17 protein-coding genes are annotated in these 19,303 nt (G+C 51.8%); 12 read left to right on the top strand and 5 right to left on the bottom strand.

Going from position 1 to position 19,303, the window contains the following annotated elements:
- Positions 1–166 precede the first annotated feature (166 nt).
- The 5 genes from AAC599_RS11840 to AAC599_RS11820 all read left to right on the top strand — a co-directional run bounded on the left by AAC599_RS11840 (position 167) and on the right by AAC599_RS11820 (position 6,181).
- Positions 167–1,384, top strand: a complete 1,218-nt coding sequence (locus AAC599_RS11840) for an FAD-dependent monooxygenase (RefSeq protein ID WP_340150608.1) — start codon at positions 167–169, stop codon at positions 1,382–1,384.
- 70 nt (positions 1,385–1,454) lie between these two features.
- Entirely contained in the window at positions 1,455–2,618 is a 1,164-nt protein-coding gene (locus AAC599_RS11835; protein WP_340150607.1) for a phytanoyl-CoA dioxygenase family protein, read from the top strand.
- Positions 2,619–2,696: 78 nt separating this feature from the next.
- Entirely contained in the window at positions 2,697–3,263 is a 567-nt protein-coding gene (locus AAC599_RS11830; RefSeq protein WP_340150606.1) for a LemA family protein, read from the top strand.
- An 80-nt stretch (positions 3,264–3,343) separates the two neighbouring features.
- The gene (locus AAC599_RS11825; RefSeq protein ID WP_340150605.1) at positions 3,344–5,224 is read left to right on the top strand and encodes a DUF2207 domain-containing protein; all 1,881 of its coding nucleotides are present in this window, start codon (positions 3,344–3,346) and stop codon (positions 5,222–5,224) included.
- Positions 5,225–5,314: 90 nt separating this feature from the next.
- Positions 5,315–6,181: a DUF1989 domain-containing protein gene (locus AAC599_RS11820; protein ID WP_340150604.1), complete on the top strand. Its 867-nt coding sequence runs from the start codon at positions 5,315–5,317 to the stop codon at positions 6,179–6,181.
- Between the two features lie 11 nt (positions 6,182–6,192).
- Here the strand turns inward: AAC599_RS11820 and AAC599_RS11815 are convergent, their stop codons facing one another.
- Complete coding sequence (locus AAC599_RS11815; RefSeq protein ID WP_340150603.1) at positions 6,193–7,305, bottom strand: acyl-CoA dehydrogenase family protein; 1,113 nt, start codon at positions 7,303–7,305, stop codon at positions 6,193–6,195.
- Between the two features lie 211 nt (positions 7,306–7,516).
- Between AAC599_RS11815 and AAC599_RS11810 the strand changes: the two genes are divergently transcribed.
- Positions 7,517–8,368 (top strand): HAD family acid phosphatase, encoded by an 852-nt coding sequence (locus AAC599_RS11810; protein ID WP_340150602.1) that lies wholly within the window; start codon positions 7,517–7,519, stop codon positions 8,366–8,368.
- Positions 8,369–8,416: 48 nt separating this feature from the next.
- Here the strand turns inward: AAC599_RS11810 and AAC599_RS11805 are convergent, their stop codons facing one another.
- The 4 genes from AAC599_RS11805 to AAC599_RS11790 all read right to left on the bottom strand — a co-directional run bounded on the left by AAC599_RS11805 (position 8,417) and on the right by AAC599_RS11790 (position 12,559).
- Positions 8,417–9,949 carry a tripartite tricarboxylate transporter permease gene (locus AAC599_RS11805; protein WP_340150601.1) on the bottom strand — a complete coding sequence of 511 codons (1,533 nt, stop codon included), beginning with the start codon at positions 9,947–9,949 and terminating at the stop codon, positions 8,417–8,419.
- A gap of 12 nt (positions 9,950–9,961) precedes the next feature.
- A complete protein-coding gene (locus AAC599_RS11800) occupies positions 9,962–10,381 on the bottom strand; it encodes a hypothetical protein (RefSeq protein ID WP_340150600.1) in 420 nt (139 codons plus the stop codon).
- A 70-nt stretch (positions 10,382–10,451) separates the two neighbouring features.
- Positions 10,452–11,390 carry a tripartite tricarboxylate transporter substrate binding protein gene (locus tag AAC599_RS11795; RefSeq protein ID WP_340150599.1) on the bottom strand — a complete coding sequence of 313 codons (939 nt, stop codon included), beginning with the start codon at positions 11,388–11,390 and terminating at the stop codon, positions 10,452–10,454.
- The gene (locus AAC599_RS11790) at positions 11,387–12,559 is read right to left on the bottom strand and encodes an FAD-binding oxidoreductase (RefSeq protein WP_340150598.1); all 1,173 of its coding nucleotides are present in this window, start codon (positions 12,557–12,559) and stop codon (positions 11,387–11,389) included. Before AAC599_RS11790 ends, AAC599_RS11795 begins: the two co-directional genes overlap by 4 nt.
- A 120-nt stretch (positions 12,560–12,679) precedes the next feature.
- Between AAC599_RS11790 and AAC599_RS11785 the strand changes: the two genes are divergently transcribed.
- The 6 genes from AAC599_RS11785 to AAC599_RS11760 all read left to right on the top strand — a co-directional run bounded on the left by AAC599_RS11785 (position 12,680) and on the right by AAC599_RS11760 (position 19,292).
- Positions 12,680–13,279, top strand: a complete 600-nt coding sequence (locus AAC599_RS11785) for an XRE family transcriptional regulator (protein WP_340150597.1) — start codon at positions 12,680–12,682, stop codon at positions 13,277–13,279.
- A 343-nt stretch (positions 13,280–13,622) separates the two neighbouring features.
- Positions 13,623–15,359 carry an ABC transporter substrate-binding protein gene (locus tag AAC599_RS11780; RefSeq protein ID WP_340150596.1) on the top strand — a complete coding sequence of 579 codons (1,737 nt, stop codon included), beginning with the start codon at positions 13,623–13,625 and terminating at the stop codon, positions 15,357–15,359.
- 108 nt (positions 15,360–15,467) lie between these two features.
- Complete coding sequence (locus AAC599_RS11775; RefSeq protein ID WP_340150595.1) at positions 15,468–16,544, top strand: ABC transporter ATP-binding protein; 1,077 nt, start codon at positions 15,468–15,470, stop codon at positions 16,542–16,544.
- An 11-nt stretch (positions 16,545–16,555) separates the two neighbouring features.
- Positions 16,556–17,632, top strand: coding sequence for an ABC transporter ATP-binding protein (locus AAC599_RS11770; protein ID WP_340150594.1), 1,077 nt, complete (start codon positions 16,556–16,558; stop codon positions 17,630–17,632).
- The gene (locus AAC599_RS11765; RefSeq protein WP_340150593.1) at positions 17,629–18,492 is read left to right on the top strand and encodes a sugar ABC transporter permease; all 864 of its coding nucleotides are present in this window, start codon (positions 17,629–17,631) and stop codon (positions 18,490–18,492) included. Before AAC599_RS11770 ends, AAC599_RS11765 begins: the two co-directional genes overlap by 4 nt.
- Entirely contained in the window at positions 18,492–19,292 is an 801-nt protein-coding gene (locus tag AAC599_RS11760; RefSeq protein ID WP_340150592.1) for a carbohydrate ABC transporter permease, read from the top strand. The genes AAC599_RS11765 and AAC599_RS11760 overlap by 1 nt, the downstream gene beginning before the upstream one ends.
- Positions 19,293–19,303 lie beyond the last annotated feature (11 nt).

Genomic DNA, 19,303 nt, shown 5'->3' with positions numbered 1-19,303 from the left:
TCTATTGTGGCATATAGGCGGGGAGAGAGATTTTGATCCGCTGAAATCCTATGGGGTTAAATAGTCGGAAGCGTGGCTTTTCCCTTGTCGTTTGTCGCCAACTCTGCAAGGCTAAAACATAGCGCGTTCCAGAATAACACGGAGAAAAATCCGGAGGGAGGAAAACATGCGTGTCATACTCATAGGCTGTGGTATTGCAGGAGCAGCTCTTTCACTGACCTTGCAACGGGCCAGGATTTCTCACATCGTTCTGGAACAGGCATCCGAGCTTTCCGAGATCGGGGCCGGCTTGCAACAGAGCCCCAACAGTATCCGCGTTCTTGAGTATCTCGGTTTGAAAGACGAATTATCGAGGATAGGGGTTCCGCCGCAGGCTCATCTTTTTAAGGATTACAAAAGTGGGGAGGTTTACCTGAAAACTCCTCTAATGCCGAAAGTCGAAGAATTTTTCGGGGCGCCCTACTACCATGTTCATCGCGCGGACCTGCTGGACATATTGGTCAATGCGATGGACCCTGAAAATATCCGTCTGAACAGCAAGGTTGTTGATGTCGCCGAACATGAAAACGGTGTTGAGGTGCGCCTTAGTGACGGAACAGTCGAGAAGGGCGATGTCCTGATTGGGTCGGATGGCCTTCACTCAATGGTGCGCGAGACATTTTTTGCGCCAGAGAAGCCCCGTCCCTCCGGCTGCGTCGCCTGGCGGGGCCTTGTGCCGGTGAAAGTTGCGCGAGACCTCGGCTTTGAACAGAATTCCTATGTCTGGATGGGTCCGCATCGATCCGCCGTATTATATTATGTCCGCGGAGGTGACTTATTTAACTGGGTCGGCATTGGGCCCTATAATGATAATGCCAAGGAGTCATGGTCACAGACAGGGTCCCGTGATGCCGCCCTTAAAGAATATGAGGGCTGGAACGACCAGATCAGGGAGCTGATCGCAGGAACCGAGAGCCTTTTTATGACGAACATGATTGACCGCGATCCGCTGGATCGGTGGGTAACCGACCGGGTTGCGCTGATGGGGGATGCCGCTCATGCGATGATGCCGTATCATGCGCAAGGTGCGGGCCAAAGCATCGAGGATGCTTGGGTGCTGGGCAGATGCCTGGAAATGGCGGAAGGTGATATTCCGGTAGCCCTTAAAAAATATGAAGAGCTTCGGTTGGCGCGCGCGAACCGCGTCCTGCAGCAATCCCGTGCGGCGGAGCATCTATTTCACATGAGCGACCCGGATGAAATAGCGAGGCGGAATGCCCGGTTCGCAAAACATCAACTGGGAGATCAGGATGGATTTCCAGCGGGACAGCGATGGTTGTACTCCTATGATGCGGAGAAGGCCGTGATGGGAACGGATGAGGAGTGGCGATCGCTTGCCTGGTAGAGAAAAATAAATAATATGAACAGGCTTTCAGGTTTATCTTTGGTTAGTTCAAACAATAACGAGAAAAATAATGGCTGAATCAGGCACAATGAACCAGATGTCCGCAGAGGACCACGCCAAAACAATGGTGGATTATATAAAAGAGGGCGAGGCTCGGGCCTATGCACTTGGGAACCGCGGACCGATCCATTTTGACGCTGGCGGTAAATTGCATCACGAGATCCTGGACGCCTATCGGGAACATGGATTTTATGTGTTTGAGAATGTCGTTGGGGACGAAGAGTTGGCCGAACTTCGCGCCGATGTCGAGACTGTTTTGACGCGGGCGCCGGTTGCGCCGGAAGCCGAAGTCGATGCAGAGGGACGGCCCGCTCTTGGCCCGGAATATGTGAGATACCCGTATCGATTTGCCAAGCCCTTAAGTGACCCGCTTGGCGGAACGACCAAGAACAAGGGGCGCCATCCTGTTAAAATGTCAAATCCGACTCCGTCGAAGGATGCCCCGAGTTGGACGATTGAACTTTTGCACGGCAATTTGCATTTGATGGATTCATGTCTGCGTCTCTATGGTCATCCGGGGTTGCTAGCCGTTGCAGAAGCGATAAACGGGCCGGATTTTGTCCCCTATAACGAGGTGACCTTTATCAAGGAGCCGGGCCTAGGTCCCTCCGTTGCCTGGCATCAGGATGGTACGACGCACTGGAATGCGCCGGACTGGGATGAAAATGCCCATGGTTTCAATTTTATGACCCAGCTCTACCCGAGTACGCCGGCCAATTGCGTCTGGTTGCTGCCCGGAAGCCATCGGGCAGGCAAGGTGGATATCCGGAAGTTGGTGGAGGAGAGTGGGTCGGACCGGTTTAAAGATGCTGTCCCGCTTGTATGCAAGGGCGGTGATGTTTTTGCCGTCAACCGGCAGTTGGTGCACGGATCTTTTGCGAATTCTTCCCCGGATCGGCGTGTCACGATTAATGCCGGCTTCTTTCCGCGCAAACGGGTTCTCAATGTTTCCGCCAGCCAGCTCGATGATCGAGAGGAAACCTATGATGCCGCGCGCATTCACGCCCGCAGTCGTATTATCGCACTTGGCATTGATGCGCGTCAGCAACGCTTCCCCAATGAGCGGAGATTTTGCTATCAGCCGCTGGCCGGGGAGGAGACGGAAAATCGCTGGAATGAGGAAAACCGAGAGAAAATCCTTAAAAACTACAACCTCAACGATATCTATATTTAATCTTAAGAAGTTTGCCCGTAAACTTGTGGCCGCGCCCCGGATGTTCGCGATGGCGCGTGCGATCAAGGAGTAAGGGATATGATTTCGACATTGATTGTCACCGGCCTGATTGTCATCGTCATCACTTATGTGATCGTGGCCTATAACGGTTTCGTCAGTCTTCGGGAGCGGATCAAGGAAGCTTGGAGCGGGATCGAGGTCCAGATGAAGCTCCGGTATAATCTCATTCCCAATCTGGTGGAAACCGTCAAGGGTTATGCCAAGCATGAGTCCGGTACTTTTGAAGCTGTCACCCGCGCACGGAGCGAGGCAATGGCCAATCATGGCTCTCCCGCCGAGCAAGCTCAATCCGAAAATATACTGACCGGCGCGCTTAAATCATTGTTTGCGCTCGCTGAGAACTATCCTGAACTCAAGGCGAATGAAAACTTCCTGAACCTGCAGCATCAATTGTCCGATGTTGAAGACAAGATACAGGCGGCGCGGCGCTACTATAATGGCGTTGTTCGAGATAATAATATCAAGGTTGATCAATTTCCGAGCAATCTTGTCGCCGGTGCGTTTAATTTCATCAAAGCAGAATTTTTCGAGTTGGCTGAAGATGAAGAAGCCGCGCGCAGGCCGGTAGATGTGAAGTTTGACTGACAGGAAGAAGATTGGTTCTGATGCAATATTCAGCCTTCTTTTTAAACCGTCGAACCCGGGCTGTCCTGGGATTGGCCTTGTTGATCTGCATTGTTGCTCCGGAAAATCTGCAAGCGCGGGAAGTCATTAAAAACTTCGAGAGTGACCTCTGGGTCCATGCCGACGCTTCCCTCACCGTCAAAGAAACAATAACGGTAATCAGTGAGGGGCTTGAGATCAGACGCGGAATTTACCGGGACTTTCCGACCGATTACAAGGACAAGGCCGGAAATCAGTATCGGGTTGGCTTTTCGGTTGAGGAGGTCACTCGCAATGGACAGCCGGAACCGTTCCATACCGAGCGGCTTTCAAATGGCGTGCGTGTGTATATTGGCAGCAAGGATAAATTTATCGATGAAGGTGAGCATCGCTATAGCATTACCTATAATACGATCCGGCAGATCGGATTCTTTGACGATTTTGATGAATTGTACTGGAATGTGACGGGAAATGGATGGGCTTTTGAGATTGAGAATGCGAGTGCCCGTGTCCATTTGCCGAACGATGCGCCCGTTCTTGATTTCGATGCATACACTGGGTATGAGGGTGAGACAGGCAGGGCTTTTGCGACTCATGACTATGTGGACGGGATTGGCTTTTCCACCACGCGGCCGCTGCGTGCAAAAGAGGGTCTTACCATCGCGGTTTCCTGGCCCGTTGGGTATGTCGCAAGGCCGACAGAGAGCGAGAGGCTGGGTTATCTGCTGGCGGACAACCGGATATTGATTGTCGGATTGGCGGGTTTGCTGATTTTGGTGATTTACTATTTTGTCCTTTGGTGGCGCGTCGGACGTGACCCTGCGGCCGGGACGATCATCCCCTTCTTTGAACCACCGGCCGGTTACTCTCCTGCTGCCATGCGATATATCCGCAAAATGGGATTTGATGACAAGGTCTTCACGGCAGCGATTGTCAACATGGCGGTGAAGGGCTTTCTGACTATTTCAGAAGATAGCTCCGGTAAATACCGGTTGTCGAAAGCCGGGAATAATGCGGCGCTTTCCATGGGAGAAAGTGCCGTTGCACGCGCTCTCTTTTCCGGATTTCGGGATGAGATCGAACTGGACAAGAAAAATCACCGGCATTTCGGAAGGGCCCGTGATGGCCTGAAAGAATGGTTGCGGACCGAATTTGAGAAAAACTATTTCAACAACAACAGGATGTATTTTTTCTCCGGCGCGGGCTTGTCGCTCATCATCATTATCCTGATGATTGCCTGGGCGCGGGAGCCGATACCAACCGCCTTTATTTCCCTTTGGCTCTCTGGATGGACGGTCGGGGTCTATTTTCTCCTGCGAAAGGGATTACGCGCCTGGCAATCGTTCCTTGGTGGCGATGCAGTTTCCGGGGCAAGCGCCGTTTTGATAACCGTCATGGCAATCCCTTTCATTGGTGGGGAGTTCGCAGGGCTGTTTTTCTTTATTGAAATGGCGTCGCCCGCGGCGGCAGCTATTTTCCTTCTGATTCAGATTGTGAATGTCGTCTTTTATCACCTGTTGAAGGCACCGACGCTTCTGGGGCGCAAAATGATGGATCGGTTCGCCGGATTTGCGGATTTCCTGAGCGTAACGGAGAAGGATAGAATGAATTTTTTCAATCCACCCGACCGCACGCCGGAACTTTTTGAACGCTACCTGCCGTTTGCAATCGCGCTGGATGTCGAAAATGCGTGGTCCGAACAATTCGCAGATGCCTTTTCCAAGACAGGAGAGGGGCCGTGGCAGTCGCACGGGTACCGACCGACCTGGTATCATGGCCGTCACTTCAATGCGTCTAACCTTTCCGGCTTTTCATTGTCTCTGGGAAGCAGTTTTACAAATGCCATTTCTTCCGCGTCGACAGCGCCGGGGAGCTCTAGCGGCTCTTCCGGCGGTGGCTCGTCCGGAGGCGGCGGGGGAGGCGGCGGAGGAGGGGGATGGTAAGGCACTTCCCTTGATCCTAAGTTTTGTTATTCGCTTGCATCCCGGATTGCGGGCATGGCATCCAGAGAGTGTTGCGTCAAAGGAAGAACCATGAAATACAAACCGGAGAATCCAGAACCTGCTGATGCCGCACCTCGCCGCGCCGTCCGGCCCGTCATATGTTATCCTACGGATAATCTGCCGCTTCCTAATGCGAAAATCTATGCAGAAGCGCGGCGTCATTTGAGACAGGTTGATGAGGTTATCGTTGAACCGCGAGACGCCGAGACCTTTCATGTGCCCGCCGGCCATTTTTGCCGCATTGTAAGTGTTGAGGGGCCGCAAGTCGGCGACCTTAATCTTTGGAATACCGCTGACCTGAATGAGCAATTTTTCAGCGGTAAGACTCGTGCGTTGCATGGAACCCATGTCAGTGTCGGCGACAGACTTTGGAGCAACCTTCCCTATATGCGGCCCATGGCAACGATTACACATGACACGCTGGATTGGTACGGATGGGATGAATATGGGGGTGGTGTGCATGATGTCATCGGAACGCGCTGTGATCCTTACACCAACCGGCTTCTGAGCGGAGGTGAATATCATTACTGTTGCCATTCAAATCTTTCCCGGGCTCTCGCGAAGGAAAAGGGGATTGATGTAACGGACGCGGAAATGCACGTCCATGATGTGTTGAATGTCTTCATGTGCACCGGTTTCACGCAGGATACGCATCAGTATTTCATGAAGGCCAGCCCTGTGCGTCCAGGCGATTTTCTTGAGTTTTTTGCGGAGATCGATCTTCTGGGTGGGCTGTCAACTTGCCCCGGCGGAGATTGCAGCACTATCCATTCCAGCGATACGGCGAAATGCTATCCTCTAAAAGTTGAGGTTTATCGCCCGACAGAAGGCTTACCTGCGGACTGGTCGTCGCCTGTTATCAATTCGTATTCACGCAATCATGGTGCTGATGAATAAAAGTTAGTCATCTAAGAGTGCGTTGCTAACCTCTGGAGGGAATGCCCGATCTTTGTCAGTCGCACGGCGTGGGTAGAACGGGCAATCGTCAGGGACTTTGCAATATCCCGGTTGAGGAGTTCTATCTCGGTCGGAAGGTTTGACGGTAGATCCTCGATCAATGCCGCGAATGCCTTGCTTAAGGTTTGGCATTGCTGATGGAAGCCAAGTTGCATTTCCAGTACTGGCGCAAGGTCATCATTCTCATTCTCGACCATTTTTGCGAGTTCAGCCGCTCCCACTTCCAGCAGTTGGAGCTGGGTGCTGATTGCACCGATTTCAAGCGCCTTTTCTTTAAGGGTAATCGGGACAATATCGTTCAGCAGGCACTGAAATGCCCCAACTGTTCCGCCTGCCCCGGCAGCATCTTCAATGGCGCGCATCCGCATCGAGGTGCGTGTAAAGGCATCTCCCACTACACCGATGAGATTTTCCACCCCCACTTTACAGTTTGTGAGGCGGATGCCTCCATGCGGGCAAGGATGAAGAAAGTCTATTTTGACTCCTTCTGTCCGTTCCAGACCTGCGTTATCCGCCGGGACGAGGATCGCACTGAATGATTTCCGTCCCTCCGTTTCATCCGTGATCGCAAGAATGATAAAATGATCTGCGATAGGACCGTTTGTCAGATAGGCCTTTTCTCCGTTCAAGATATAATGATCGCCCTCTCGCCGCGCGGATGTTTTCAGATGCTTTGGATGGGCGCCTGCGCCGGGCTCTGAAATGGCTACAGACAAAGTCGCCTCACCCTTTGCAAGGACAGGCAGGAGTTGCTGTCTCATCTTCTTTGGCGCATCCGATACAATGTGTAACCGACTGATAAGCCAATGAGACATAAACATCATTGTTGCGCCTGGAATTCCTCCTACCCGGCTGAGACATTGAACTGAAGCGGATATGACGCCATAATTGGCATTTAGGCCATTAAATTCTTCCGGAATTGAAAGTCCAGCTAGGCCGGAGCCTGAGAAAGCCTGCCAAAGGTCCTTCGGAAATGAAGTCGCGGTGATCAGTTCAAGTCGCCGTGGACGGATATGGGCGGAAGCAAACTCTTCGACCTTTTTCAGCAATTCAGATTGATCCATATCGAATGATGTCTCTTTACAAATTATTCTTGGTTTTCTCGATGTATCGACAATACAAATTCAAATTAACATCTTTCCGCCGTCATCCGGCATGAAAAAATATATTGTCTAATGTCGGGATTTCTGACGAAATAAGTTCTTCGGCAGGCTGCGACATCACCTTCCATTTGGCAGCCGGGCCGCCAGCATCATCTGAATGGGGAGTTTTTCTATGAAAATTAAATTTGCCGCCCGTAGTATGTTTACGGGTTTTACGCTCGCAACCCTGATGGCTTTGCCGATAACGGCTCAGGCAGAAGAAAATGACCTCACCAACGCTACTCTATGGACACAAACATCGGTCGAATTCAAGGCGACGGCTCTTGCGGCCTATAAACTGGCCGAAATTATGCTGGATCGCGGTCTTGACGACAAAAACTGGACGGCGGCAATAGAACAGGAAGGGGATTATCAGGACAAGCCAACCGCTGTAATTCTCGATGTCGATGAAACGGTGCTTGACAACACGGCTTACGAAGCCTGGCTGATTAAAGCGAAAACGGGTTATAGCTCCAAAACCTGGGCTCCGTTTGTGATGGGGGCAACCTCCAAACCCATCGCCGGATCAAAAGAATTTATCGATTATGCCCGCTCAAAAGGTGTCGAGATATTTTATGTGTCGAACCGCAAAGCACCGGAAGAGGAAGGCACGGTTAAAAACCTGAAAAATCTGGGATATTACGTGAATGAGGATATGGATACCGTATTACTGCGCGGTGAGAAGGAGGAATGGGGGTCTGACAAGACGACGAGAAGGGCCCATGTTGCCAAGGAATACCGGGTTGTCATGATCATCGGCGACAATTTGGGGGACTTTGTCGAGGCCCGGGATGCTACCTTGGCGGAACGAGACGCCCTGATAGATACCTACAAGGATTACTGGAGCAGCAAATGGATCACAATTGCCAATCCGATGTATGGTTCCTGGGAGGCTGCAACATTCGGATATGATTTCAAACTCCCGAATGAAGAGAAACGCCAGATGAAGCTGGACTCCATGAGCTATTGGGAACCCAAAGAATAAGCGGCGACCAGATATTCGAAATGCTCCCGCGAACGAACGGGAGCATTTTTACTCTGGATTATTGTTATAAGCGTCGGCCCGTTTGCGGGCTCTTCGAGGAGCTATATAACCCAGCCAGGCGATTGAGAAGAGCGACAGCAGAATCAAGGCCAGAGCGACTGGGAAATTGATGATTGCCATTGGGTCGCCATCCAGAATAACCAGAGTTTGGGACAGCGAGAGTTCCAGCTTGTTTCCGAGGAAAAAGGCAATAATAAAAATGACGACGGAATAGCCGAATGACGTCATTACATAGCCAAGTATTGCGAAGACCAGCATGACGGCAACGCCAAACATGCCGCCTGTTGATGCATAGACCCCCGTGATGCATAGAACCAGTGCTGCCGAGAAGACCAGTGACTCAGGCGCGCTGATTATCCTTGCCCAAAGCCGTAGACTTGCTTGCCCTATCAGCAAGTTTATCAAATTGGCCATGAGCATCGCCCCGAACAGGCCATATACGAGACGGCCCTGCTGCTCGAAAAGGAGGGGGCCCGGCTGAATACCGTGAATCTTGAATGCGGAGATGAGAAGGGCTGCAGTGATGCTGCCAGGGATTCCGATCGCAAGTAGCGGTATCAGGTTGGCACCCATGACAGCACTATTCGCGGATTCGGTTGCGGCAACCCCTTGAATGTTTCCCTTGCCGAATGAATTCGGGTCTTTCGATGTCTGCTTGGTAGACGCATAGCTCATAAAGGCGGCTGCTGTTGATCCGATGCCCGGAATGGCGCCAAGGACGGTTCCGATAATGGCGCCCCTCGCCATTACATAGCGGCAAGACCAGTATTCGGCCAGGCTTACGCGCTTATCCCGGGCGTCCTGGGTGTCCGGAATTTCTATGGTTGGCAATATTGATTTGCCGATATTGGCAAGGCGACGAAAAATTTCCGCTACGGCCAGCATCCCGATTGCAACGGCAGTGAGAGGGAGGCCGTCAAACAATTCGAAATAGCCGAAATAGAGGCGGGGGGTTCCATGCTCCGGATCAAGTCCGACCATGGCACAAAATAATCCAAGAACAGCGGCAATTAGCGCTTTCGTTATTGAGTCGCCAATCAGCCCGGCAATAATTGAAAACGCAAAGATCATCAGGGCAAATATTTCGACGGGTCCCATTTGCAGGGCGATGATTGCGAGGGGCGCGGATAGGGTTATCAGGACAATATCGCTGAAAGTATCCCCGGTAACCGATGAAAAGAGGGCCATTTTCATTGCTTTGACGGGCTTTCCCTTTTTCGCGAGGGGATGACCATCAAGGGCCGTCGCCGCCGCATCGGGGGTACCGGGCGTATTGATCAGGATCGCCGGAATGGCGCCGCCAAACAGGCCACCCTTGTTGACGCCGACGAGGAAGGAAATTGCTGCCAGAGGATCTAGAACGAAGGTGAAAGGAATGGCAACGGCCATCGCCATAACCGGACCCGTTCCGGGCAGGGCGCCGATGAACTGGCCCAAGGCAACGCCGCCAATAACAAACAACAGGTTTGTCAGACTTAATGCATCGCCAAGTCCGGCCAGAATGGTAGCGACCTCAACCATTCACATCCGCCCTCACGGCAGGGTTCTGTCAAGCAAGAGAACCACGGTCAGCCAGATAATGAGAGGCAGAACAACAACGCCGCCCAGCAGCCATCCTATCCGACGCTCTTCGACGAAGAGCATTAATGCGCCAACGAAAACCGGGGTAATCGCCAAAAACCCAAATCTCGCCATGGTCCAAAGTGCGGCCATTGTAGCAATCACAAACAAAGAGACCCTGAATAATTCGGAAAAGCCGACCGACGTTGTGCCGGTTGGCAATAGGATTTGCACTATTCCCAGAAAGACAAAAAGGATCGCGCAGGCATTTGGAATCGTCTGCGGTCGCATCCAGCCATAATCAACGATCTCCGTATGCGCAGGGATGATCATGAAGTAAAGCAGGAGACCCAGGGTGACAACGAATGCTCCCGATAGTCGGTTAAGCAGCAATGGCTGGATCTCCCGCGTCTATTCTAATATTGCAAGGCATTGAGCGCAGTATGTGCCGTCTGTACCTTATTTACTTTCCGAACAGTTTTTTAACATTCCCAACGCCGTCTGTAAGCATCTTTTGGGTTCCATCTGGGCCAAGGTCGCTCGGGTCAGTTTTAAGCGCATTGACGATCGCTTTTTTCGCAGCATCCGAGTTGATCGCATTATGAAGTGCTTTTGAAAGCGTATCCTTTGTCTCTGCCGGCAAGCCTGCAGGGGCGGCAATGAAAAAATACGGATCTACGTAAATTTCATAGCCTTGTTCGACAACGGTTGGCGTATCTGGGGCATAGCCATGCCGTGAGGCATTTGCGCTCGCAATCATTTTAAGATCGCCACTTTCGATGTAGGGAATATGTGCCCCTGCGGCGAAGGAGGCGACGACATGATCACCCAGAAGGTTCTGGATCGCTTCCGCGCTGCTTTTTGTCGAGACGAGCTTGAAGCCTGCACCGGCTTCGCCGTCCACATACTTCATCAGAAGTTCCTGTGGCTTGGCATCGAACGCAACAAGAGCCCCGTCGTTTGCCTTTGAGTATTCTATCAACCCCGCCAGGTCATCGAATGGCGCGTCGGATTTTGCGATGATGGCGACTTGTGCCCGGGCGACGGTCGCAAGATAGTCAAAACTTTCCAGATTGAATGGGAGCTTGTCGCCCCTGAGCACCAGATTCACAAGGATCGGCATGTTGACGCCCATTCCAAGGGTCTGTCCGTCAGGTTTTGCCACCGCGATTCCGGTGAACATGGCGATACCGCCGCCGCCGGGTTTGTTTTCAACAACAATATCCCAGCCTGTCTGGTTTTCCATTTCTTTGGCGATAACACGGCCGAGCGTATCTGTTTCACCCCCTGCATCAAAGCCGATCTGAAGAGTAATCGGCCCCGATGGTGTCCAATCTGCGAATGCGGGGACACTAAGCAATAACCAGGTAATCAATCCTAAAAACAATCCCTTGAACTTCATGATATCCTCCTCTTTAGTTTCTCTTTTTCCTTTGATTTCAAAGTGTCGCGTTGTGGCGACAGGTCGGCAATATTAAGTCCGTGATCCAGAAATTCCTGTGGAATGCCCCGCTGCATAACCAGACATGCTGCAATTTTCGCCAGGGCAGGGGCGGTCTGAATGCCGTAGCCGCCTTGTCCAGCCAGCCAGAAGAACCCCTCTACGGAATCATCAAATCCGCACACCGGACATTTATCTTCGACAAAACTGCGCAGCCCGGCCCATTTATTATCAATCCGGTGGATGGGAAGATCGAATGCGGTTTCAATCCGGTCTACACAGATCGCAACATCCAACTCATCGGGTTGAACGTCGCAAGGGGGGGAGATTGTTTCGTCTGCTGGCGAGATCAATAATCTGCCCGCATCCGGTTTCAGATAGAACTGCTCGTCAATGTCGATGACCATCGGCCATCTGTCAGGATTGATATCGGAGGGGGCGGCAATAACCATTGCCGTTCGTCGTTTCGGGGCAAGACCAATTGGCGCCGCGCCAACCATTTCTCCAATGGAATCTGCCCATGCGCCCGCTGCATTGACAATCGTTTCAGCTCTGTACGAACCATTAGTTGTCGTGACTTGCCAGCGGCCCGAAGTTCTATTGAGCTCGATGACTTCCTGCGCCGATTTCAGGATGCCTCCTGAGGATCGAAATTTGCGTAAATATCCTTGGTGGAGGGCGCTGACATCAATATCGCTTACCCGGTCATTTGCAAAACCGGCGGCCGCGTAGCCCTTACGAAGGATTGGGATCGCCGATTCTATTTCTGCTGCATCAAGGCGTCTGACACCTCCTGAATCGGAGAGATCTGCGATCATGGTTTCAAGAGAGGTTAGCTGATCTTTCCGTGCGATCATAACGACCCCACGGCGGGAAAGCAGCGGGCCTTCACTAAACCTTTCTGGCGGGTTCTCCAGGAAATCCGCCGATGCCCGGGACAGCGCACGAATGGGCGGGGGGCCATATGTATCAACAAACATGGCGGCGGACCTGCCCGTTGAGTGGTAGCCGGGTTGCGCTTCCATCTCCAGCAATAACACGGAGACCCCCGGTGAAAGTTCGCCCGCAAGAGAGGCTCCGGCGATACCGGCGCCAATGATCACTACGTCAAATTCAGTCTGCTCTTCCAAGCTGTACCTATATTTTTCTGGAAATTCCGGAAAAGGCTAACATACAAATTTCCGATAGGAAAATTATTTTTCCGATTAGAAAATATGGACTTGAGTTCCTGATTTCTCTATCTTCAGAACATGAGCGGTTTAGAGGCGGAAAAAATATCTGAGGATGGAAATGGCCGGGCGCAGGTCGCCGAACGGGTTCGGGAAATCCGCCGAAAAAAAGGTTTGACAATCAAGGATGTGGCGACACGGTCCGGTCTGGCCATTTCCACTGTCTCCAAAATCGAGCGGAACCTCATGGCGCCCACCTATGATCGGTTCAGCCGCCTTGCAGATGGGCTGGGCGTCGATGTATCCGAGTTATTTATGGCGAAAGGCGAGCAGTTTCTCCCCGGTGAATTCTCTCTTGCACGCATAGGCGAGCATAGTTTTCACCAAACAGAGAACTATACTTATGAGATGCTGTTTCCGCATTTGCGGGGGAAAAGCATGATCCCGATGCTGGGCACTCTTAAGCCGTTTGAGAAAATGCGGTTTGATCGACTGGTCAGCCATGAAGGGGAGGAGTTCTTCTTTGTCCTGAAAGGCCGGGTCGTTGTTCAACTCGAGGGAAAAGACCCCGTTGTTCTGGAGACCGGAGAGAGTATCTATTTCGATAGCCGACGGGGACATCTCTATGCTTCTGCCGGAGAGATGGATGCCCGTATACTTTGTGTTTGTACAAAAATGTAATCAGTCCAACAGGGATTAACCAGCCTTTACTTCTGATGAAGTTGATGACGAATTGAAGCAACTTGGAGATTAACATTTATATATCTAATCAGATTTATAGTGTTATATACATCTCGAATTATGGAAGATCGCCATTAGAGCCACGCTGTAAACAGGGCCAATTTCCGTATCGTTCCGAAAACGCCGTTGTTTTCATATATTTTCGTAAATTTGCGTTTTTTATTTTTTTAAGGAAAAAACAAGAGCATTGACTTTCGTTTAGTTTCGTATTTTAGTGTTTTCGCATGCAAATAGAAGCGGCCGGACCTTGGACCGCTCGGCTATGTAAAGGGAGGAATACTAAATGAAGAAGTTATTATTGGCTTCAGCCGCCGCGTTGGCGCTGGGCCTTGCTGTGACCAGTTCTGTTCAGGCGGGTGAAGCTGAAGCGCAGAAATGGGTCGCGAATGAGTTTCAGCCCTCTTCACTCACGCAAGAAGAGCAATTGGCCGAAATGAACTGGTTTATCGAGGCGGCTAAGCCTCTGGCTGGTATGGAAATAAATGTGCTGTCGGAGACTATTCCGACTCATGAATATGAATCCAAAACACTTGCCAAGGCCTTTGAGGAAATTACAGGAATTAAGGTCAATCACCAGTTGCTTGGGGAAGGTGAAGTGGTTCAGGCGGTGCAAACCCAAATGCAGACCAACCGGAACCTTTATGACGCCTACATCAATGACTCCGATCTGATCGGCACTCATTCTCGACTGCAACTGGCCGTCAATCTGACCGACTGGATGGCGGGTGAAGGTAAGGATGTAACCAATCCAGGGCTCGATCTTGATGATTTTATTGGCCGGTCTTTCACAACCGGCCCCGATGGAAAACTGTATCAGCTTCCTGATCAGCAGTTTGCGAATCTTTACTGGTTCCGAAAGGACTGGTTCGATCGCGAGGATTTGCAGCGCCGTTTCAAGGAAAAATACGGATATGATCTGGGTGTACCTGTGAACTGGTCCGCCTATGAAGATATCGCGGAATTCTTCTCCAACGACGTCAAGGAAATCGACAGCGTTCAAGTATATGGGCATATGGACTATGGTAAGCGCGCGCCTGATCTTGGCTGGCGTATGACCGATGCCTGGCTGTCCATGGCGGGCGCAGGCTCGAAAGGCCTTCCGAACGGGCGTCCGATTGATGAATGGGGTATCCGTATGGAAGATGGATCATGCAATCCCGCCGGAGCCTCCATTACCCGGGGTGGTGGGACCAACGGCCCTGCCGCAGTTTATGCAATCCGCAAGTGGGATGAATGGCTGCGCCAGTATGCACCTCCCGGTGCGGCGGACTATGACTTCTATCAGTCACTGCCGGCTTTGAGCCAGGGCAACGTTGCCCAGCAGATTTTCTGGTATACTGCTTTTACGGCCTCCATGGTTGCTCCGAAATCGGACGGCAATAACACTGTTGATGACGCGGGTAAGCCGTTATGGCGTATGGCGCCGTCTCCACATGGACCCTATTGGGAAGAGGGGCAGAAGTTGGGGTATCAGGACACGGGTTCCTGGACCCTGTTCAAGTCTACTCCGGTAGAACGGCGTAAGGCGGCATGGCTGTATGCCCAGTTCGTCACGTCTAAAACGGTTGATGTGAAGAAAAGCCACGTCGGCCTAACTTTTATTCGTGATACAACCGTGAACCACGAGAGTTTCACAGAGCGGTCTCCCAATCTTGGCGGGCTTGTTGAATTCTATCGCTCGCCTGACCGGGTGAACTGGACTCCGACAGGCGTGAACGTACCGGACTATCCGAAACTGGCCCAGCTCTGGTGGCAGAATATTGGTGACGTGAATTCCGGTGCTTTTACACCACAGGAGGCAATGGATCGCCTTGCAGGTGAGATGGATCAGGTGATGTCCCGCATGCAGAAAGCGGACGAAGCCAACAACACCTATGGTGGATGCGGTCCCCGTCTGAATCCGGAAAAAGATCCGGCAGACTGGCTTGGAAAGGGCGGCGCGAAAGCAAAGCTTGAAAATGAAAAGCCGCAGGGCGAAACCGTTAATTACGACGAACTGGTTAAGCGCTGGGCTCAATAAGCTGTCTATTTGGCCTTGCGAATGATGGTCCGGGGCGGAGTGCGTCCCGGATCATCTGATTTTTCGTTAAACTATTTCTCAGCCAGTTATTGGTAGGTAGGCGAATTAATGGTCCTTGAACTGAAACAGGTAAGTAAAACCGTCGGTGGGGAAACTCATATTTATCCAACAGATATGGTGCTTGAAGCCGGTGAGTTTAACATCCTTCTGGGCACAACTATATCGGGCAAAACATCACTTATGCAGCTCATGGCCGGACTGGATAGGCCCACGTCTGGCCAGGTCTGGTTCAACGGTCTGGACGTTACGGAAATGCCAGTGCAAAAGCGTAATGTTTCGATGGTGTATCAGCAGTTCATCAACTATCCAAATATGACTGTGTTTGAGAATATTGCGTCTCCTTTACGGGTTGCAAAGCTGCCTGACAAGAAGATGCGCAGCCGCGTCGGGGAAATTGCTGAAATACTCAGGATTTCCTCAATGCTGGAGCGTCGGCCGTCGGAGCTTTCGGGCGGGCAACAGCAGCGCGTGGCGATAGCGCGGGCATTGGTAAAAGATTCCAGTTTGATTCTGTTCGACGAGCCGTTGGCGAATCTGGACTTCAAATTGCGTGAAGAGTTACGCGATGAACTACCCCGTCTTTTCGCCGAAAGGGACTGCGTTGTTGTCTATGCGACAACCGAACCCTCAGAGGCCTTGTTGTTCGGCGGAAAATGCGCCGCTATGTTTGAGGGTGCTGTCGCCCAGTTCGGGCCAACGGCGGAGTTGTATCGGAAGCCGCTCAATTTGACGAGTGCGCAGGTGTTTTCGGAACCTCCGTTAAACGTGGCCAAGGTGGTCAAATCCGGCAATATTTTCAGGCTATCGGATACTGCCAGTTGGCCGGTAGATGCGGGCTATCAAACGATGGCCGACGGAGAATACACAATCGGTGTCCGTCCGCATCACGTGTATCCAATGCAAAAGGAGAAACAGCTGGTGCCGATAGTCGGCAAGGTTCAGGTTGCGGAGCTGAGCGGGTCTGAGAGCATGATCCATTTTACGGCATTCGACGATGATTCCTGGGTTTCCCTGTCGCACGGCGTACACGCCTTTGACGGAGGAGAGGTGACAACATTTTATGTGGATGTCGCCAATTGCTTTTACTTCGGGACCGATGGCCGGCTTATCTCGGCAGGGATGTAGGGGGCATATTAATGGCAAAGATTACGTTATCGAATATGCGGCACAGCTACCTTGCGCAGCCCAGCTCGGATGACGACTGGGCATTGAAACAGCTTGATCTTGAATGGGACGACGGCGGTGCCTATGCGTTGCTGGGGCCTTCAGGATGTGGCAAGACAACCCTGTTGAACATCATTTCAGGATTGCTCGTTCCCAGTCACGGCAAGATTCTTTTTGACGAAACCGACGTCAGTCATCTGCCGCCAGATAAACGTCATATTGCACAGGTTTTCCAGTTTCCGGTGATATACGACACCATGACCGTCTATGATAATCTGGCCTTTCCGCTTCGCAATCGCGGCGTTGATGAGAAAACCGTTGACGCGCGGGTCCGGGAAGTTGCGGAAATGACGGATCTGACGCAAATGCTGAAGCGGCGGGCATCAAAACTGACGGCGGATGGTAAGCAGAAGATTTCCCTGGGGCGCGGTATGGGGCGCACCGATGTTAATGCCATCCTGTTCGATGAACCGCTGACCGTGATTGATCCGCACCTGAAGTTCCAGCTCCGGTCAAAGCTGAAGGAGCTTCACCACCGTGTCAAACGCACCATGATTTATGTAACGCATGATCAGACCGAGGCGCTGACCTTTGCGGACAAAGTCGTGGTCATGAATATGGGCAAGGTCGTTCAAACCGGCACGCCTGTCGACTTGTTTGAAAGACCCCAGCATACCTTTGTCGGCCATTTCATTGGATCACCTGGCATGAATATTTTCCCCTGTGATGTTCATTCGGGCCAGGCGTATGTCGGCGGGGAGAAGATCGCGACGGCGAATATGGCGGGGGAGAATATCAGTCGCGCGGAAATCGGCATCAGGCCAGAATTCATTTCATTTTCCGATGACGGTCTGGCCGCCCGTATTACACGCGTCAGCGATACGGGCCGGTTTAATATAGTGGAAGCAGAATGTATGGGGCAGAATCTCAAGCTGCTGATCGATGAGGGAGCGGAAATCCCGGCTGACAATGTAAAGCTGAGCCTCGATCCGGCGAACACCCGGATATATGTCGATGGCTGGCTTTCTGGACCGGAGGGAGCGCAATGAACAAGACGGTCAATCAAAAGGCATGGCTGCTGGTTTTGCCGGTGTTGTTACTGGTGGCGTTTAATGCGTTGATTCCGCTGATGACAGTAGTCAACTATTCGGTTCAAGAGACTTTCGGCGACAATAATTTCTTCTGGGCCGGGGTCATGTGGTTTGAAGAGGTTCTGCGGTCAGAGAGATTCCATGCCTCTCTCGGACGACAGCTGTTCTTTACGTTCAGCATTCTGCTCATCGAAATTCCGCTCGGTGTAGCTATCGCACTGGCGATGCCCCGCAAAGGGATATGGGTGTCGGTCTGTCTTGTCCTCATGGCAATGCCTCTTCTAATTCCATGGAATGTTGTTGGAGCGATGTGGAACATATTCGCCTTGCCGGAAATTGGACTTCTTGGAAAGATGCTGAATGCTTCGGGTATCGACTATAACTTTACCCGACAGCCCGTTGCCGCGTGGGTGACGCTTATTGCGATGGATGTCTGGCACTGGACATCACTCGTCGTCTTGCTGGCTTACGCGGGGCTGGTCTCCATCCCGGACGCTTATTATCAGGCGGCCAAGATAGATGGGGCAAGTTCCTGGGCGATATTTCGCTTTATCCAGCTCCCAAAAATGAAACGGGTGCTGACCATCGCCATTTTGCTGCGCTTCATGGACAGCTTCAATATCTATACGGAACCCTTCGTGCTGACGGGCGGTGGGCCGGGCAATTCCACAACTTTGCTGTCAATTGACCTGGTGAAGATCGCGCTGGGACAGTTCGATCTGGGGCCGGCAGCAGCAATGTCGTTGATTTATTTCCTGATTATCCTGCTGCTGAGCTGGATTTTTTATACCCTTATGATGCGAAATGAGGATCAGTGATGAAGCGTCTTAGCTGGCTTGTGCCGACGATTTATATCTTGTTCCTGATGCTGCCGATATACTGGCTTGTGAGTATGTCCTTCAAGACGACCAATGAGATTCTGGGCTCTTTTACGCTGGTGCCTCAGGAATTCACTCTGGAGAACTACAAGAAGATATTCACCGATTCCACCTGGTATATGGGATATGTAAACTCGCTGATCTATGTGTCGCTGAACACCGTTATTTCGGTCGCATTTGCCTTGCCAGCGGCCTATGCCTTTTCTCGATACCGCTTTCTGGGGGACAAGCATTTGTTCTTCTGGCTGTTGACGAACCGAATGGCGCCGGCGGCGGTTTTTGCCTTACCGTTTTTCCAGCTCTACTCGGCAATCGGGCTTTTCGATACGCATCTTGCTGTTGCGCTGGCACACACACTTTTCAACATACCGCTTGCCGTCTGGATACTGGAGGGGTTCATGTCCGGCGTTCCGAAGCAACTTGATGAAACAGCTTATGTGGACGGGTATTCCTTCCCGAAATTCTTCGTGAAAATTTTCATTCCGACGATTGCGGCAGGTATCGGCGTCGCCGCGTTTTTCTGCTTCATGTTCTCATGGGTAGAGTTACTGCTTGGCAAGACATTGACCGCGGTGGCCGCGAAACCGATTGCGGCGACCATGACACGAACGGCATCAACCTCCGGCTATGAGCTTGGCCTGCTGGCGGCGGCGGGCGCGCTAACCATTATTCCAGGAGCAATCGTTATCTATTTTGTGCGGAACTACATCGCCAAGGGGTTCGCCCTTGGACGAGTATAGAGGAGATTGAT

Source organism: uncultured Sneathiella sp., from assembly GCF_963976355.1.
In the GTDB taxonomy this organism is placed as follows: Bacteria; Pseudomonadota; Alphaproteobacteria; order Sneathiellales; family Sneathiellaceae; genus Sneathiella.
The sequence above is the reverse complement of the archived record's forward strand: the minus strand, read 5'-3'. Positions and strand labels throughout refer to the sequence as shown.

Excerpts from the sequence above, each read along its gene's own strand:
- AAC599_RS11795 (WP_340150599.1), bottom strand. The coding sequence starts at position 11,390 with ATGAAGTTCAAGGGATTGTTTTTAGGATTGATTACCTGGTTATTGCTT.
- AAC599_RS11785 (WP_340150597.1), top strand. The coding sequence starts at position 12,680 with ATGAGCGGTTTAGAGGCGGAAAAAATATCTGAGGATGGAAATGGCCGG.
- AAC599_RS11805 (WP_340150601.1), bottom strand. The coding sequence starts at position 9,949 with ATGGTTGAGGTCGCTACCATTCTGGCCGGACTTGGCGATGCATTAAGT.
- AAC599_RS11765 (WP_340150593.1), top strand. The coding sequence starts at position 17,629 with ATGAACAAGACGGTCAATCAAAAGGCATGGCTGCTGGTTTTGCCGGTG.
- AAC599_RS11820 (WP_340150604.1), top strand. The coding sequence starts at position 5,315 with ATGAAATACAAACCGGAGAATCCAGAACCTGCTGATGCCGCACCTCGC.
- AAC599_RS11770 (WP_340150594.1), top strand. The coding sequence starts at position 16,556 with ATGGCAAAGATTACGTTATCGAATATGCGGCACAGCTACCTTGCGCAG.
- AAC599_RS11835 (WP_340150607.1), top strand. The coding sequence starts at position 1,455 with ATGGCTGAATCAGGCACAATGAACCAGATGTCCGCAGAGGACCACGCC.
- AAC599_RS11775 (WP_340150595.1), top strand. The coding sequence starts at position 15,468 with ATGGTCCTTGAACTGAAACAGGTAAGTAAAACCGTCGGTGGGGAAACT.
- AAC599_RS11830 (WP_340150606.1), top strand. The coding sequence starts at position 2,697 with ATGATTTCGACATTGATTGTCACCGGCCTGATTGTCATCGTCATCACT.
- AAC599_RS11760 (WP_340150592.1), top strand. The coding sequence starts at position 18,492 with ATGAAGCGTCTTAGCTGGCTTGTGCCGACGATTTATATCTTGTTCCTG.
- AAC599_RS11810 (WP_340150602.1), top strand. The coding sequence starts at position 7,517 with ATGAAAATTAAATTTGCCGCCCGTAGTATGTTTACGGGTTTTACGCTC.
- AAC599_RS11780 (WP_340150596.1), top strand. The coding sequence starts at position 13,623 with ATGAAGAAGTTATTATTGGCTTCAGCCGCCGCGTTGGCGCTGGGCCTT.
- AAC599_RS11840 (WP_340150608.1), top strand. The coding sequence starts at position 167 with ATGCGTGTCATACTCATAGGCTGTGGTATTGCAGGAGCAGCTCTTTCA.
- AAC599_RS11815 (WP_340150603.1), bottom strand. The coding sequence starts at position 7,305 with ATGGATCAATCTGAATTGCTGAAAAAGGTCGAAGAGTTTGCTTCCGCC.